11 protein-coding genes and 1 pseudogene are annotated in these 16,563 nt (G+C 58.5%); 4 read left to right on the forward strand and 8 right to left on the reverse strand.

Translation table 11 applies throughout. The features are described 5' to 3' along the window. Positions 1–127: 127 nt before the first annotated feature. Positions 128–508 (reverse strand): glutamate ligase domain-containing protein, encoded by a 381-nt coding sequence (locus VI25_RS28475; protein WP_316934311.1) that lies wholly within the window; start codon positions 506–508, stop codon positions 128–130. Further along, on the reverse strand, positions 484–1,425 hold the full coding sequence (locus tag VI25_RS11065; RefSeq protein WP_316934312.1) for a UDP-N-acetylmuramoyl-tripeptide--D-alanyl-D-alanine ligase: 942 nt from the start codon (positions 1,423–1,425) through the stop codon (positions 484–486). Before VI25_RS11065 ends, VI25_RS28475 begins: the two co-directional genes overlap by 25 nt. Before the next feature lie 58 nt (positions 1,426–1,483). On the opposite strand from VI25_RS11065, the gene VI25_RS11070 reads away from it, so the two are divergent. Then, on the forward strand, positions 1,484–3,766 hold the full coding sequence (locus tag VI25_RS11070; RefSeq protein WP_045689979.1) for an FG-GAP-like repeat-containing protein: 2,283 nt from the start codon (positions 1,484–1,486) through the stop codon (positions 3,764–3,766). Between the two features lie 95 nt (positions 3,767–3,861). Here VI25_RS11070 and VI25_RS11075 read toward each other — a convergent pair whose 3' ends face one another. The 5 genes and pseudogenes from VI25_RS11075 to msrA all read right to left on the reverse strand — a co-directional run bounded on the left by VI25_RS11075 (position 3,862) and on the right by msrA (position 10,179). Then, positions 3,862–4,659, reverse strand: coding sequence for an amidohydrolase (locus VI25_RS11075; RefSeq protein ID WP_045689980.1), 798 nt, complete (start codon positions 4,657–4,659; stop codon positions 3,862–3,864). A gap of 214 nt (positions 4,660–4,873) precedes the next feature. Beyond that, positions 4,874–6,040, reverse strand: coding sequence for a methionine aminotransferase (locus VI25_RS11080; protein WP_045689981.1), 1,167 nt, complete (start codon positions 6,038–6,040; stop codon positions 4,874–4,876). 27 nt (positions 6,041–6,067) lie between these two features. Next, positions 6,068–7,876: a PAS domain-containing protein gene (locus VI25_RS26775; RefSeq protein WP_072144800.1), complete on the reverse strand. Its 1,809-nt coding sequence runs from the start codon at positions 7,874–7,876 to the stop codon at positions 6,068–6,070. 221 nt (positions 7,877–8,097) lie between these two features. Further along, positions 8,098–9,255 (reverse strand): annotated as a pseudogene (locus tag VI25_RS11090) (PAS domain-containing protein); the annotation flags it as partial. A gap of 255 nt (positions 9,256–9,510) precedes the next feature. Next, complete coding sequence (gene msrA / locus VI25_RS11095) at positions 9,511–10,179, reverse strand: peptide-methionine (S)-S-oxide reductase MsrA (protein WP_045689984.1); 669 nt, start codon at positions 10,177–10,179, stop codon at positions 9,511–9,513. A 194-nt stretch (positions 10,180–10,373) separates the two neighbouring features. Here msrA and VI25_RS26780 point away from each other — a divergent pair, with 194 nt between their 5' ends. Together VI25_RS26780 and VI25_RS26785 are read left to right on the forward strand one after the other, a co-directional pair. Further along, positions 10,374–11,978, forward strand: a complete 1,605-nt coding sequence (locus VI25_RS26780) for a hypothetical protein (RefSeq protein ID WP_236705015.1) — start codon at positions 10,374–10,376, stop codon at positions 11,976–11,978. Further along, on the forward strand, positions 11,900–13,279 hold the full coding sequence (locus VI25_RS26785) for a hypothetical protein (RefSeq protein WP_236705016.1): 1,380 nt from the start codon (positions 11,900–11,902) through the stop codon (positions 13,277–13,279). Before VI25_RS26780 ends, VI25_RS26785 begins: the two co-directional genes overlap by 79 nt. 91 nt (positions 13,280–13,370) lie before the next feature. On the opposite strand, the gene VI25_RS11105 is transcribed toward VI25_RS26785, so the two are convergent. After that, positions 13,371–13,802 carry an META domain-containing protein gene (locus VI25_RS11105; RefSeq protein ID WP_045689985.1) on the reverse strand — a complete coding sequence of 144 codons (432 nt, stop codon included), beginning with the start codon at positions 13,800–13,802 and terminating at the stop codon, positions 13,371–13,373. A gap of 184 nt (positions 13,803–13,986) precedes the next feature. Here VI25_RS11105 and VI25_RS11110 point away from each other — a divergent pair, with 184 nt between their 5' ends. Then, positions 13,987–16,521: a TonB-dependent receptor plug domain-containing protein gene (locus VI25_RS11110; protein ID WP_045689986.1), complete on the forward strand. Its 2,535-nt coding sequence runs from the start codon at positions 13,987–13,989 to the stop codon at positions 16,519–16,521. Positions 16,522–16,563: the final 42 nt, after the last annotated feature.

Genomic DNA, 16,563 nt, shown 5'->3' on the forward strand with positions numbered 1-16,563 from the left:
ACACTGCACTGGCTTCCTAGGGGAGTGCTACTCCTAAACAGACAGCGCCCTTGCCTTCTAGTAGAGGGTAGGGGCGCTGTCTGTTTAGGAAAAAATGGGTGCGCAGCCTGTGCCCCGCCTTCCAGCATTAGAAATGCTCAAGCAGCGTTTCCAAGCCCATGCCACGCGAGCCTTTAATCAGGATTAGCTGGCCTTGCAGGTGCTGCTCGCGTAGCCAGGTGGCGGCTTCTGCTTTGGTAGGGAAGTAGTGGAAGCCGGGCGCCACAGCGGCGTGTTGCATGTGGCTACCAATGAGAACCACGGTGCCCAATGGTAGCGTTTGCAGGAGTTGCCCCAGAGCGCGGTGCTCAGACTCACTCTCGGCTCCTAGTTCAAACATATCACCCAAGATGACCACCTTGGCGGCAGAAGCACCGGGGCGGGTAGCAAAGCTGTGTAGTGCGGCGCTCATGCTGCTTGGGTTGGCATTGTAGGCATCCAGCACTACCTCGTTGTGGGTGGTGCGCACCAGCTGGGAGCGGTTGTTGGTAGGCGCATAAGAAGCCAACGCCTCGCCAATGCTGTCGTTGGGAACCCCAAAATGAGCCCCCACGCGGCCGCGGCAGCCAGGTTAGGAAAGTTGTAGCCGCCCGTAATTTGCGCTTCCACAGGGGCGCCCGTAAACAAGCGCAGTACTACGTGCGGAGCCGCACTAAGCAGCTCGGCCGGGTAGGTATCAGTGGGGCCTGGGTACGTGATACGCTCCGCGACAACGGTGGCCAGCTCCGGCAGGCGGGCGTCAAGGGTATTGACGAAAGCGGTACCGTTCGTTTGTGCCAAGAAGCGGAACAGCTCGCTCTTGCCTCGCGCAATTCCTTCCTCCCCCCCAAAGCCTTCCAAGTGAGCCTTGCCAATGTTGGTGATAAGGCCGTGGGTAGGTTCCGCTAATTGGCAAAGCAGCTCTATTTCGCCTTGGTGGTTGGCCCCCATCTCCACAATGGCTAGCTCATGCTCTGCGGGCTTGATGCTAAGCAGCGTGAGAGGCACCCCAATGTGGTTGTTAAGATTGCCACGGGTGTATTGCACGCGGTAGCGGCGGCATAGCACGGTATATACCAGCTCTTTGGTAGTGGTTTTGCCGTTGGAGCCCGTAATGGCCAGTACTGGAATGCGCAGCTGGCGACGGTGATACTGGGCCAGCTCCTGCAAAGCCAGTAAGGGGTCGGGGGCGTAGGTGTAGCGCTCCGGGTCTTGCGTTGCCAGGGCGTTGTCATCAACCACGGCGTGGCGGGCGCCGGCGGCCAAGGCCTGAGGAGCAAAGTCGCGCCCGCGGAAGCTAGGGCCGTTTAGGGCAAAGAATAAGGTGCCGTCCTGCGGCTGCCGGGAGTCGGTGCTAACGGCGGTGGCGGACCGAAACTGGGCGTAGAGCGCCGCAATGTCTATCATGCTGATTCGTTCGTATCTTAGAAGCTGCGTACCTGAACCATTCTCTTCCCCGTTGCTGATGCGTCAACGTCTCCTGTTTTTAGTAACGGCTGTGCTGGTAGGCAGCGCCACTACCGCCGCGCAGGCGCAATCGGCCTTTGGGTTTGAATTTCGGGCCGTCGCAAAAGTAGTGCAAGGCACCGACACGTTGCACAATGCCTGGGCCGGGGGGCTCAACTCTCCACAATTTTCTACCATTGACCTCAACGGCGACCAGCAGCCCGACCTCTACGTGTTCGACCGGGCCCAGAACCGCTCGTTTACCTTTTTGAGCGTGGCTACCGACAATGGCCGCGTTTGGCAGCACGAGCCCATTTACGAAGGCCTGTTTCCGACGGGCCTGCAAGGGTGGGTGCTGCTGCGTGACTACGACTGCGACAACCGCCCCGACTTGTTTACCTACGCTTCCGGCGGCGACATCCGCATTTACCACAATGTGGCCGGGGCCAATGGCTTACCATCCTTTCAACTCGTCACCAATCAGCTTACCTATTTCGATCCGTCGCCTACTACTGGTGGCGACATCAACATCATAACGGGCGGCTACAACATACCCGCCATTCAGGATATCGACGGCGACGGTCGTCTCGACATTTTGACATTTGACTTCGCCTCTACGGCACCGAGCATCTACTACTACCGCAACACCTCCACGGGAGCCTGCGGGGGCTTGCAGTTCAGGGAGGGTAGCAAATTTTGGGGTGGTATTACGGCCTGCTTAAGTGGCTGCACCAGCTTCACCTTCGCCCCCGACCAGTGCCGCCCGGTCCTGCGTCCAAACCACACGGGGGGGTACAACCTCACGGCGCTCGACTTGGATGGGGACGGTGACCAAGATTTGCTGAGTGGGCGCGACAACTGCCCTGAACTGGTAAGCCTGCGCAACGATGGTACCGCCCAGGAGGCACGCATGACCAGCGCCGGCCTCAACCAGAGCTTTCCTACGGGCACTACTGCTGCCCGAGTACCCAACTTCCCCGCCGCCTACTCCGTGGACGTCACGTTTGACGGCCGCCCAGACATAGTAGTCAGCCCGAACCTCTACGACAACGTAGATACCGTTGAGACGCGGCAGTCGGTGGTAGTATACCGCAACACCAGCGCCACTGGAGCCCCCGTGCTGGCGTATCAGCAGAACAATTTTTTGCAGGCAGGCATGATTGATCTGAGCGAGGGCGCCGCTCCTACGTTTGGCGACCTAGACGGCGACGGGTTGGTAGACATGCTAGTGGGGTCTGTGAGCCGCAACAACCCCAAGCAGCACTACCGGGCTGCGCTGAGCTACTACCGCAACGTAGGCACCGCCCGCAAACCCATCTTTTCGTTGGTGACGAACGATTACTTAGGTTTTACCAGCCGGCGTCTAGTTTCGCTAAAACCTGTTCTGGTAGACCTAAACCGCGACGGCGTCCTGGACTTGGTGTACTCCGGCTACCAGCAAGGTGCCACTGCCAACCCCATCACCTACGTGCTGAACACGGCCACTGCTCGCCAGCCAGCAGCATTTAACCTAGTCAGCGCCGGTACCCTTGCCGGAATGCCGGGCCGCGCCTTCGATGCTCCGTGTTTCGCCGATGTGGATGCGGATGGGCTAGTAGACTTGCTGCTGGGTACCAATTCGGTGGATACGCCGGGCCAGTCTTTGCGCTACTACCGCAATACGGGGGCAAACAACATCAGCCAAGCATTTGTACTGATAAATAACGACTACGGCCAGCTGCGCAATAATGCCAACCGGCGGCCGGTTGCCCTGCACCCCACTGTAGCCGATTTTGATGGCGACGGCCAGCCCGATCTGCTGACAGCTGATGCCCTGGGCGAAATTCGGATGTACTCCAACTTCCGGTCGCAGCCCAGCTCCTTTCTAGCCCGCACCGACCTGTTTTACAACGCCCTACTCGGTCAGTATCAGGAAAACCGCTTGGGTACGGCCGCCGTGTTCCGGTACGCCCCCGCCACTGCCGACGTGGATGGTGATGGAGTTCCAGAGCTGTTTCTAGGGTTAGAGGGTGGGGGCATTGTAGCGCTGGCTACCCGCCGCCAAGTGCTCAGCACCAACTCAGCGGCTACCATCCTTCCGCTGCAAGTTTACCCTAACCCTACCACGGGCAGGGCTACGGTAGAAGCCCCGCGCCCCGTGCGAGTTACCATACTCGATATAACGGGACGTACAGTGCGCCAAGACGATGCATTAAACCGAACACACACTCTGTCTTTAACTGGCTTGGCGCCTGGCATCTACCTGGTACGCTGCCAAACCGCCACTGGCGAGCAGGCAATGCAACGCTTGGAAGTGCAATAGGGCATTAGTGATAATCTGATGCCTATAACCAAGCAGCCGGGGCGGTAGTCGCAATTGTAGTGACTACCGCCCCGGCTGCTTGTTTCTATTCTTGGTTATTGCCGTACTGTTGCCGCGCCCAGCTCAAATGGGTCGCCATCCTGCAAGGCGGGAAAACGCTCCCGGAAGGCTTCCAACTCAGAGCGGCGTAGGGCGCGCGTAATGCTGGTTTCCTGATTGCCTACTTCCACCAAGTACTCGCCGCGCATGTCCAGCAAGGCCGAGTCGCCGGCGTAAGAATGGTTATTGCCATCAATGCCCACGCAATTCACGCCCAAGGTGTACGCCAAGTTTTCAATGGCGCGAGCCCGTAGCAGCGTAATCCAGGCGGTGCGGCGAATGGCAGGCCAGTTGGCTACGTACAGCAGTAGGTCGTAGGGCTGGTCAATAGGGTTACGGCTCCAAACCGGAAAGCGTAGGTCGTAGCACACGAGCGGGCAAATGCGCCATCCCCGCCATTCTTCAATGAGGCGCTCGGTGCCCGCGGCGTACACGTTATGCTCACCTGCCATGGTAAACAGGTGGCGCTTGTTGTAATAGCTCAAAGAGCCATCGGGGCGCACCCACAGCAGGCGGTTGTAATAGAGGCCATCTTCTTCCACAATAAAGCTTCCCGTCACTACGGCGTCACGTTGGGCTGCTACTCCGCGCATCCACTGCAAGGTAGGGCCTTCCATAGGCTCAGCCAGCGCCGCCGCTTCCATGCTGAAGCCAGTAGTGAACATTTCCGGCAGCACAATTAGGTCGGTACGGATGGAAATTTCATCAATGTATCGCCCTAATTCCTGGTGGTTTGCAGCGGGAGAGTGCCATTGCAGGGATGCCTGCACAAAGGAAATGGTGAGATCAGACAAGGCCGTAGTAAGGTTTCGCTTGCGGAATAGGTTGCTGGATGAAGTATAGCAAAAAATGCATTGACAATGCAGGACCACTCCTACAAAGCTACCGTACGGTAGGCCGACAGCTTTATACTGCTTCCCTGTGTACTAACGTAAATCAGCGAATTTATTGCGTAGAGAAGTGCAATTTACTTCTCCTGACTTGGCGTTAGTTGGTAGTCTGCTCTGTTTAGGTTAGGGTACGAAGCCGCTCGGCGGCGGCGTGTAAAGTAGCTTCGCGCTTGGCAAAGCAGAACCGTACAAGGCCATCATCGTGCCCATTGTGGTAGAAGGCCGATACGGGAACTACCGCTACCCCCGCCTGCTGGGTAAGACGCCGGGCAAAAGCAACGTCCGACTCGTTGGCTTGCGCCAGAGCCCGGAAGTTGGCCAGTTGGAAGTAGCCACCCGGCACGGGCAATAACTCGAACCCCGTACCCGTGAGCAACTCCCGAAACAGGTCGCGCTTTTGCTGGTAAAAAGCAGGAAGCGAGTCGTACAGGGCGGTAGTGGGCACTACGTCGGCTAGCGCGTGCTGGGTGGGTGTGCTTACGCTGAACGTCACGAACTGGTGCACGCGGCGCAGCTCGGTTGTAAGTGCTGGCGGGGCAATACAGTAGCCCACCTTCCAGCCAGTGGCATGGTACGTCTTACCGAACGACGACAGTACGAAGGCGCGCTCCCGTAGCTCGGGGTGTTGCAGGGTACTGCGGTGAGGCTCCCCATCAAATACCATGTGCTCATACACTTCGTCGCTGAGTACCAGAACGTCTGTATTACGTAGCAACTCGGCCAGCGCATCAAAGTCGGTGCTGGTGAGCACGGCGCCGGTGGGGTTGTTGGGAGTATTGAGCAGAATGAGGCGGGTGCGAGGCGTAATGGCTGCCGCCACTTGGTCCCAATCGGGGTGAAAATCGGGTAGGCGGAGGGGTACATACACGGGTACACCGCCTTGCAGCCGGATGGCCGGGCCGTAAAGGTCGTAGGCTGGCTCTAGCACCAATACCTCGTCGCCGGGGTGTACTACTGCCGCCAGCACGGCATACAATGCCTCCGTAGCACCACTTGTAACCGTAATTTCGGTGGCAGCATCCGGAGCGGGTACGTGGTAGAGGTGGGCCGTTTTTGCGCTGATGGCCTCGCGCAGGCGCAGCAAGCCCGGCATGGGCGCATATTGCTGCTGACCGGAGGTACTAACGTGGCAGGCCAGAGCATCCAGCAACACCTGCGGTGGGTCGTAGTCAGGAAACCCCTGGGCCAGGTTGATGGCCCCGCTTTCCTGGGCCAGTTGGGTCATTACAGAGAAAATACTAGTGCCTACATCGGGCAGCTTGGAGCGGAGAGTCAGGGGAGGCATTGTATGAACCAAGGTAAAAGGCGCGACTCAAAATACGCACCAGCCGCTAAATCGGTGACCCGTTTGGGCCAGACTGCCCATGGAGCCTTGCCTGCGTCTCTGCCGAGGTAAGAACCAAGTTGCCAACTGCGGAGCGCATTCACTCACCACCGCCTCTGCATCAGCCCGGCTAGCCATGAGCACCCAGAGGGAGCAGATGCACTTGGAATGTAGTGCCTCATTCACCTTGCTTTCCACCACTATGTGCCCACCATGGCTTTCCACAATCCGATTGACGAGGTAGAGCCCCAGCCCCGAGCCCTCTACGTGGCTGTGGAAACGCCGAAATAGCTGGAACATTTGGCTGCCGAAACGTTCTAAATCAATGCCCAAGCCATTGTCCTGAACCAGCAGCACGGGGTGGCCCTCCTCCAGGCGTGTGCTCAAGTGGATGCGGGGCCGCCGCTTGGGCGCAGCATATTTTAGGGCGTTGCTGATGAGGTTGTACAGGACGCTTTGCAGGTTGGGCCGCACAAATTCTACCACGGGTACGGCAGCAAAGTCGGTGGTGACGATGGCGCGGGCCGAGTTCAGGGGTTCCTCAATGCTCAAGAGTACTTCTTGGGTAAGCTGGGCGAGGTTGACAAGCTCGGCCGTGAGACCCCGCCGCATCTTCTGCACCTGCACCAGCTCAGACAGATCGTGAATAGTAGCGTAAATCTGGTGCAGGCACTTGTCGAACATGGCTACCAGCTTCACCGCGTCGGGGTCGCGGAAATAGGCTGTACGCGTGAGCTCCTCAAAAATGCCCGCCATGTTATTGATGGGCTGTTTGAGGTCGTGGGAGGCCGTGTACACAAAGCTGTCTAGGTCCTGGTTCGTGCGTATCAGCTCGGCGTTCTTCTCTTCCAAGTGCTGCTGTATCCGCTTATAGTCGTCGATATCGGTAGTCGTGCCAAACCAGCGCACAATGGCTCCCGAGGCATCGCGTAGGGGTTGGGCCCGGTGCAAGTACCAGCGGTAGAGGCCCGTGGGTACGTGGCGCAAGCTGTTTTCCATATCCAGCACTTGGCCGGTGCTCATGCTCTGCTCAAATAGCTGCTGGGTGTAGGCCACCTGCTCGGGGCGCAGCAAGTGAAGCCAGCCTTCACGGAGTGTATCTTCTACGGGCACGCCAGTAGCCAACGACCATCGGGAGTTAAGGTAGTCGAGCTGGCCATCGGGGCGGGCCGTCCACACAATGGCCGGTACCGACTCGGCCAAGAAGCGGAACTGCTCTTCGCTACGTCGCAACTCGTCGCTGAGAAGGCGCTGCTCGTGTATGTCGGTGATGGAGCCGTACCACCGCTGCACGCTACCCGTCTCGTCGAGGGCGGGTACCAAGCGCCCCAGATGCCAGCGGTATTCGCCATCATGGCGGCGGAGGCGGAGCTCTTGGGTGTGCACTTGGCCGGTGGTAGCGGCGTGGGCAAGCAGGGCACGGAGGGCCCGCTGGTCTTCGGCAGTTAGCGCAAGCTGCCAGCACCGGTTACGGTCGGCAAGCGTTTGGCCCGTATAGTCAAACCACTGGCGGCTGAGATATTCTACGCTACCGTTAGGGGCCGTCACTACCGTAATCTGAGGCAAGGAATCCGTCATCAGGCGCATCTTAACATCCATCGCCTCGGCCCGGCGGTTTGCCAAGGCCCGGTCGGTGATGTCAACGGCAAAGACGAGAATACCATGGACGGTGCCCGCTTCGTTGAACAGGGGCTGGCATACAAAGTCGAAGTAGTAAGTGCGTTGCTTGCCGTTGATAGGGGTAAGTACCTGCACTGGGCGCTCATGGCCCGCCACCCGCTGGCCGGTAGCATACACTTGGTCGAGCAGCTCAAGTAGCCTTGGCGCGCCAAGGCCGAGTAAGCCGTGCGCGCAGACTGACCCAGCTGAAACTGTTTGCCGAGCAGCTTGCGAAAGTTGCTGTTCGCAAACCCAATCACGTGCTCGGGCCCGAGCAGGGTTGCAATGTAGGCGGGTACTTCGCCCATGATATACTGCAACTGCCGGTCCTTCTCTTCGAGCACCAACTGGGTACGCTTCTGGTCATCAATGTTGGTGCAGGTACAAAACCATTGTTCAATGTGCCCATCGGTGCCACGCACGGGGCAGGCTTGGGCCAAAAACCAGCGGTATTGGCCGTGCTGGTCCCGAATGCGAAACTCAGCCTCATAGTCATTGCCGGTGGCCAGGGCCTGCTGCCATCCTTGGGTAGCGCCCACCTGGTCGTCGGGGTGTAGCAGGTGAGTCCAGGTGAAGTTGGGCGGGGGCGTGGTAAAGTCAATGCCCGTGTATTCCTGCCACCGCTGGTTGAAGTAGGTAGCCTGTCCCGTTTGATTAACAGCCCACACCAACTGCGGAATGAAGTTAGCCAGTACCTGAAAGCGGGCTAAGCTCTGGCGCAGGTCGCGCTTGGTGCGGTGGGTTTGCGTAACATCTTGCATAGCCCCCAGCATCCGGTAGGGCTGGCCCTGGGCGTCCCGCATGATATAAAACCGGTCAACTACTTCGGCCCAGGAGCCATCGGCCCGGCGCATGCGGTATTCCCCAGTGGCCGCGGTGTCGGTGCCCGTCAGCAAAATCTGGAGGTAGTTCTCCAGAGCGGGTTGGTCGTCAGGATGTAGGCAGGAGCGCCAGAAGTCAATGGTACTGTTTTCGGGGGTGACGGGGTAGCCGAAGAGAGTAGTGAACAGCTCATTACGCCAAATGCGGCCCGTGCGCATGTCGTAGTCCCAAATGGCATCGTGGGTGGCGCGGGCCAGCAGTGTAAACCCCTCGTGGCTAATGCGCTCCTGCTGTTCGGCCCGGCGCTGCTCCGTAACGTCGAGGCAGCGGCACAGCACGTAGCGCAAGCTGCCGTCGGGCGCTGCTACGGGGCGCAGCGTCAGTTGCCAGAAGCGGCCGGCAAGTCCATTGTCGGTGCCGGGTAAAGCCGGCTGAGTTTCCAGCACCCGCACCTTGCGTTGTTCTACTACCTCCTGCACGGCTTGCTCCCACTCCGGATGGTGTAAGAAGGCGGCGGGGCCAGCGTCCAGCACTTGAGTTATAGGTTGGCCCAGCACTTCAGGGCCCACGCCACCCAGCAGTACGCGCATGCTGTCGTTGTAAGCTACCAGGGTGAGTCCCTCCGGCTGAAGCACAAGGTGGGGAGATGGCAGCGAATCAAACAGCAGCTGAAAATCGACTTGCTCAGCAGACATGATGGGATAGGAAAAAGAGCGGGGAGCAGCAATATAGGTTGCCTATGGGCAGGAGTACGATGCGCGTAAAAACGACGTCCCAAAAAATACAGATTTCAAACGATACTTGTGGCTTTGGCACAATGCCATGTCTGTTTGAGGGCCACATAAGTCCAATCCATACTGTACAAGACAGTACGAGCGAAGCGGCAAGAAAAAGCCCGGACAACATGCATTGTCCGGGCTTTTTCTTGCCGCTCTGTTGGGTGCGCTAGGCTATAGCGGGTTCTTGAGTAACTGCGGAAACTTGTGGCGAAACTTCTCCACCTTGGGGGTCGATACGCTGCTGACGTAGGGCTCAGAGGGGTGCAGGCGGTAGTAGCCCTGGTGGTAGCCCTCGGCGGGCCAAAACCTGGTGAAAGCCACCACCTGCGTTACGATAGGGTTGGCGTACTGCTTGGAAGCATTGACGCGCTTGATGGCGGCCTCAATCTCCTGCTTTTCCTGAGGGGTGCGGTAAAATGCTACGGAGCGGTACTGGGTGCCCGCATCGGGTCCCTGGCGGTTGAGGGTTGTGGGGTCGTGGCCGGCGCGCAAGAACACGTCAACCAGCGTAGCAAAGCTGATTTGCTTGGGGTCGTAGTAAATCTCAATAGATTCGGCGTGGCCAGTTTGGCCGCTACCCACCTGCTCGTAGGTTGGGTTGGCTTCCTTGCCGCCGCTGTAGCCCGATACCACTTCCTTCACCCCTTTCACTTCTTCAAAAATTTCTTCTGTGCACCAGAAGCACCCCCCGGCAAAAGTGGCTACGGCCAATCCGTTGAGACTAGTAGGAGCCTTGCCCGCCGTCGAGCGGCTCATTGATTGGGCGTCGGCGGGGCGTTCTTGGGTGCAAGCCACGAGGGTGAACAAGAAGCCCACCAAGTAAAATTTTAGTTGTTGCATGATGCGTGTAAAAGCGTGTGCGAGATATACGACAACCCGACCGGTACGGACGTAGGGTATCAGCCGGTAAGTCAGCTAGAACCACAACACTTGCCGACGCCGTAGCGTTGCATCGGGCCGGACGGTTTAGTTCTTGCTTTCGGGCCCGCTGGGCAGTTTATTCGTTCAGATTCCTCGTGCTATTGCCTTCTGCCGTGTCCTCTACTCTTCGCCGCTGGTTGCTGCCCACCCTCGCCTGTTTGCCTACTTGGGTAGCGCAGGCCCAAACCATTCTGCCCACGCTCAGCCAGACGCCTGCCTCCCTGCCTTGGTATGAGGTGAAGACCCCGCATTTTCGGGTGCTGTATCCGGCGGGGTTTGGGCCCACTGCCCAACGCACGGCGCAGCGACTAGAGCAAGTATACGGTCCGGCCAGTGCCTCCCTAGAGCTGCCGCCCCGGCCTGTTTCGGTGGTGCTGCAAAGCCAGAATACCATCGGCAATGGGTTTGTAACGCTACTGCCGCGTCACTCCGAATTTTACACATCCTTCCCCCAAGACCCCTACCTCACCGGTACTATTGATTGGCTGGACCAGCTGAGTGTGCACGAGTACCGCCACGTGGTGCAGTACGAGAAGGCCCGGCAGGGTAGTGGGCGGCTGGCGTACGCCCTGGGTGGGTACGGAGGCGTGGGGTTGCTGTCGTTGGGCGTGCCCGACTGGTTTGCGGAGGGCGATGCCGTAGGTACCGAAACGGCGCTAACCCGCAGCGGCCGGGGGCGCATTCCCAACTTCGATAGTGGGCTGCGCGCCAACCTGCTGGCCGGGCGCTACTTCTCCTACAGTAAGGCAGTAGCCGGCTCCTTTCGCGACAACGTACCCAACCACTATGTGCTAGGGTATTTTTTAACTACCCGCCTGAAGCGCACGGCTGGCCCCACCGTTTGGAGCGAAGTGCTGCGGCGCTACTATGGTTTCCCGGCTTATCCCTTCTCGTTTTCTGATAAACTGCGCCGAATCACTAGCCTTCGGGTAGACGACCTCTACCGCCAAACCATGCAGGAACTGGACAGCACGTGGCGGGCCGAACAGAGCCGCCTGGAGCTAACGCCTGCTACCGATTTTGCCGTGCAGGCCAGCCAGCGGGTATTTACTGAGTACCAGTACCCCCAGTACCTTTCGGATAGCACGGTGCTAGCCGTAAAAAGTGGCTTTGGCCACATCCCGCAACTAGTAACGCTGAGCCGCCGGGGAGCCGAGCGCCGCGTGCATCAGTTTGGTCTCTGGAACAATCCCGAAATGCTGTCGGTGGGTGGGGGCAAAGCCGCATGGGTTGAGTTTCGCTACGACCCAAGGTGGCGGCAGCGCGTGTACTCCGAAGTACGAGTGCTAGACCTGCGTACGGGGCGGCTTACGCGGCCCGGCCGCCGCACCCGCTACGCCGCGGTCGTGTTGTCGCCAGATGGTAGGCACCTGCTTGCGGCCACCACCGATACGCGCTACCACCACCGCCTAGAAGTGCTGGATGCTACAACCGGGGCCGTTGTGCGCACGTTCGCCAATCCTGATAATTACCACTACCTCCATCCCCGTTGGAGCGCCGATGGCCGTAGCCTTGTAGCCGTGCGCCTAGAGCCAGCCGGTAAATCCTTGGTGCTGCTTGATGCGGAAACGGGTACGGCACGGACCCTGTTGCCCGCCGCCAACGACAACCTCTCGCACCCCCAGCCCTGGGCTCATACGTGCTGTTCAATTCCCCGCGCTCCGGCATCGACAATGTATATGGCGTGCATATTACAACCGGGGAAGTGCGCCAAGTGACGTCGCGGCCGGTGGGTGCCTACCACGCGGCCATATCGCCCGATGGGCAACGCCTTGCCTTCCATGAGTTCCGGGCCCAGGGTAGTCGGGTAGTAGAAACACCCCTACAACCTGCCCAGTGGCGCCCCGTTCCCGCTACGGCGGGCACCCCCGATCGGTATGCCGCTGCGCTGGCCCGGCAAGAGCCTGGAGCGGCTACCGTAGGGCCCGTATTGCCAGCTGCCCCTGATTCTACGGCCAGTCCCGCCTTTCCTGCTACCCGCTACCGACGCTTGCCCCATGCTCTCAATGCCTATAGTTGGGGGTTAGTACAAAGCCCTAGCGGCAATAGCTTGGCCTTAGGCGTGCGGGCCCAGGATGTGCTCAGCACCACGCAAGTACTGGCCGGGGCTGAGTTTGATGCCACCGAAAGAACAGGCCGCGTTTTTGCCGATGCAAGCTACCAAGGCTTGTGGCCGGTGCTGGATGTAGGCGTAGCGTATGGGCAGCGCCGTACAAGTATACCCGTGAGCAACGTGGGATACCAGCAAGATACATGGCAATACACTCGCCTCACGGCGGGCGCCCGTCTGCCGTTGGTGTTCACGCAGTCTCGCATGCAGCAGGCCCTAACGGTAGCGGGTTATTACCAGTTGGAGCAAGCCCACGGCTACGATCTACCGGTGCGCTATTTGTCAGAGGTGGGGCTCAATAGCCTGCACGTGCTCACGGGCAGCGTGGCGTATTCCCGTACCCTACAGCAGAGCCGCCGGGACGTAGGGCCGCGCTGGGGCCAAACCGTGAGCTTGGTGTGGCGCGGAACGCCTTTCGGTAGTGGGCTTAAAGCCGAGCAATGGGCCGCCCAAGGGAGTGTATACCTGCCGGGTGTGGGGCGCCACCACAGCATCCGGCTGCGTGGGGGCTATCAGCAGCAGGATCAAGACCAGTATCAGTTTGGGGCTGCCATCTTTTACCCCCGAGGGCTGAGCTACCTTAGCCTCGACCAGCTCACCAGTGCTAGCGTCGAATACCGCCTGCCCCTGGCCGATGTGCACTGGGAACTGGGCCGCTGGCTGTACATCCAACGCGTAAAAGGTGCCGCTTTCTACGACCATGTGTGGGGGAGCAGCCAGATCCGGCGTACGCCCACCAGCCCCTTAGAAACCATCCGCCCCAGCTACTACTCCACCGGCCTCGACCTCTCCTTCGTGTTCAATCCCTTGCGCTTGCGCACGCCCTTAGAATTAGGCGTACGCACCTTCTACAATTCGCAGCGCCAGGCTTTGGATGTGCAGGGATTGGTGCTCAACGTCGGGTTCTAACAGGGCTCCGTCAACCCCGAAAGAACCGCGCCCGCCCAGTTGGTATTATACCAATGAGCGGGCGCGGGCTGGGTTATGGTGTGATGCGAGGCTACTCGGCGGCCCGGAACGTCAGCACAGGTTGGCCGTGCGTGGCATCATAGAGCTGCAGGGTACGCCCCGAGATGGTGTAGCGCGCTACTTGGGGTAGCAGCGCCAAGTAGGTGGTTTCTTGCGCCAACTCCGGGCACGTAGCTTTCGTGGATGCCTGGTTAGAAAAGCGTAGCTGCGGGGAGCCAGCTGTTAGCTCGTAGGCTCCTCCATACTGGTTGCAAGCAGCCCTACCCGAATTTCTAGCCGTGGAAGAAGGTAGCAGCAAGTCGGTTTCGGAAGCAGTGGAAGTGGCCTGCCCATTCACGTCCGTCAGTATCCAGCGCTGATCAAGCAAGTACAACGGTGCTGGCACCGGCGAGTCATCTTTCGTGCAGCTGCCTAGCAGCAATGTGGATACAAGCAGGAAACAGGAAAGGGTAGGGCGAAGCATAGCAGGGAAGAAGTAGGGCGGCGGCGAATAAGATACTTAGTAGAGAGCAAGAAGCTATAGATAGTTGCACAGGTCTATCAATACTTTGTAAGGGTATTGTAATATTAGCTTCGTAAGGTAAAGTTTACGATTTTACCTCCTCTATTTTACCTCCTCTATATAGTGTCACATAGCTTTATTACGGATGAAATATTATAGCCTGCGTGTGCGGCCAATAGGCCTTCTAGCTATAACCGGCCTACTAGCTCTCACCAGCTCGGCCTTTCGCGTGGCCGACACGGAACCCGTTACGCGGCTGGTGGCGCTCATGCAGAGGTTTTACGTCCAGGCTCGGCCAGAAGTCAGCTACCTCCACCTCGACCAACCTGCCTATGCCGCTGGCGAAACACTCTGGTTCAAGGCTTACGTAGTAGATGCCCAAGCCCACCGGCCTGATTCGCTAAGCAAAGTGCTGTACGTGGATATGATGTCGCCTGAGCAGAAGATTGTTTTCCGCCGTACCCTCGCGCTACGCGGAGGGCTGAGCGAAGGTGATATTGTGCTGCCAGATACGCTCACCCAAGGGGTGTACACCCTGCGGGCCTATACTAGCTGGATGCGCAACGCTGGGCAAGAGCTGTTCTTCTCGCGCCGCATACCCGTATGGCAAGCTGTACCCCCAGCGGCGGGCGAAACGAATGCCTCGCGTACCGCCGCTCAAGCGCGCAAAATAGCCAAGGCCCTACAAGCCAGTGCTCAACCCGACGTGCAGTTTTTTCCTGAGGGAGGCGACTATGTAGCAGGTCTCCAAACTATGGTAGGCGTCAAAATTGTGGACGCCACAGGGCATTGCCTCGCGTTGCGAGGCGTAGTATTAAATGATCGGGATAAGGAAGTAACTACGTTTACTACCCCCACATTGGGCATGAGTTCCTTTACTCTCACGCCTGAGCCGGGCCGGCGGTACCGGGCTCACGTGGTGCTGCCCGACGGCTCGTCGGCCGACTACCCGCTTCCCGAGGTGCAATCTACTGGCTGGGTACTAAATGTGCGCGAAATAGGGGCTAACTACCAAGTGTATGTGCGTCATAAAGGCCCGGCAACTGGAACAACGGCGGGCGGTGAAGCCCTACGTGTGCTGGCTCACGTACGAGGGGTTCCCGTATACATCGGAGAGGGACATATCAATTCGGGCGAAACGTTTACAGCCTCCATTCCGAAGGCGAAGCTGCCAGCAGGTATCGTGCACGTTACTTTATTTGACGCACAAGGAACAGCCCAAGCCCAGCGGTTAGCCTTCGCGCCAGAAATTCAGGGCCTGCGTGTTACGCTCCAGCCAGACAAAACAGCCTATGGACCTCGCCAAGAAGTAAAGCTTGCCGTGGAGGTGCGCACGGCCACTGGCGAACCAGTCCCTGCGGAGCTGTCATTAGCAGTAGCTAATGTGGCTGGGCTGCCGGAACTCGGTAGTAGCACTAGTACCATTCAGTCTCACTTGCTGCTGACTTCCGATTTGCGCGGCTACGTGGAAAATCCTGATTACTATTTCCGAAACAACACAGCTGCTACTCGTCGTGCCCTCGACGACCTGTTGCTTACCCAGGGGTGGAGCCATTTTGTCTGGAGCACCTTATTTACTGACACCTCCCCCATTGCTACCTACGACTTTCCACAAGAGCAAGCCCTTACCATAAGCGGCCAATTAGTACGCCCCAATGGCAAGCCTGTTCCCAATGGGCCGCTTACGGTGCTTGAAAAAAAAGGGCGTAGCGTAACTGAAAGCAATGCCAATGCGGCTGGATATTTTCTGTTCACTGGTTTTACTGGGCGCGATACCGCGCAGGTACTAGTACAGGCACGCACTGAAAAAGGTGGCAGCAACGTGTTGATTCGGCTGAATGAGTTGTGGCCGGCTCCTCAGCCGGCTTGGCCCGTGCCGTTTCTGCCTCCTGCTACCAATCCGGCTCCTGAGGTGGCCGCTTACGGTCAGCGAAGCCGCCAGCAGCAGGTACTAGAACGCCAGTACCGTCCTGATACAACGAGTGGCATGGTGCTGAGTAATGTAACGATCAGCGGTCAGCGCGCTCCCATCCAAGATCCTCGTTCTATTCATAGTAATGCTAGTAATGTGTTACGGTTTCAGGATATACCCAATGCTGCCTCGTACAATAATATTTTCGAGTTAATTCAGGGTCGGGTACCCGGCGTGCAGGTTTTCAATTCTGGGGGCGGCTACCGGATGCTTGTTCGCGGTATTGGCAGCTTGATGAACTCTACTGATCCTCTGTACCTGATAGATGGTATGCCTGTTTCGAGTAATGAAGCTCTACTTAGCATTCCGCCCGCGACGGTAGAGCGAGTGGAGGTACTCAAAGGATCCGATGCCGCTATTTACGGTGTGCGCGGAAGCAATGGCGTATTAGCGGTATACACCAAGCGTGGCAGCGATTCTAATAATCAAGCTATATCAGGAGTGGTTGTGCGGCGGTTGCCTGCTTTCTACCGGACTCGCGAGTTCTACGCTCCCCGCTACGCCACCGCTGCCAGCAGCAAACCCGACCCACGCGCTACCACACTTTACTGGCAGCCAAAGGTTTCGGTTCCTGCATCAGGCCGCACTACCGTTCGCTTCTATACGGCTGACCAGGGGGGAGCTTTCCGGGCTAGTGTGGAAGGCGTGTCTGCCGGTGGGAAACCTGCTATGGGAGAGACGCAGTTACTGGTGTCGATGCAACAGTAGCTAGGTGGGCCAGGGTATGCTGTCTAGGTGCCTATAGGAGGG

The sequence above is a fragment of the Hymenobacter sp. AT01-02 genome, assembly GCF_000961955.2.
Classification (GTDB): domain Bacteria; phylum Bacteroidota; class Bacteroidia; order Cytophagales; family Hymenobacteraceae; genus Hymenobacter; species Hymenobacter mucosus.

What these genes read in the sequence shown, in the direction of transcription:
- VI25_RS11080 (WP_045689981.1), bottom strand. Translation starts at nt 6,040, where the DNA reads ATGCCTCCCCTGACTCTCCGCTCCAAGCTGCCCGATGTAGGCACTAGT.
- VI25_RS11110 (WP_045689986.1), top strand. Translation starts at nt 13,987, where the DNA reads ATGAAATATTATAGCCTGCGTGTGCGGCCAATAGGCCTTCTAGCTATA.
- VI25_RS11065 (WP_316934312.1), bottom strand. Translation starts at nt 1,425, where the DNA reads ATGATAGACATTGCGGCGCTCTACGCCCAGTTTCGGTCCGCCACCGCC.
- VI25_RS11105 (WP_045689985.1), bottom strand. Translation starts at nt 13,802, where the DNA reads ATGCTTCGCCCTACCCTTTCCTGTTTCCTGCTTGTATCCACATTGCTG.
- VI25_RS11070 (WP_045689979.1), top strand. Translation starts at nt 1,484, where the DNA reads ATGCGTCAACGTCTCCTGTTTTTAGTAACGGCTGTGCTGGTAGGCAGC.
- msrA (WP_045689984.1), bottom strand. Translation starts at nt 10,179, where the DNA reads ATGCAACAACTAAAATTTTACTTGGTGGGCTTCTTGTTCACCCTCGTG.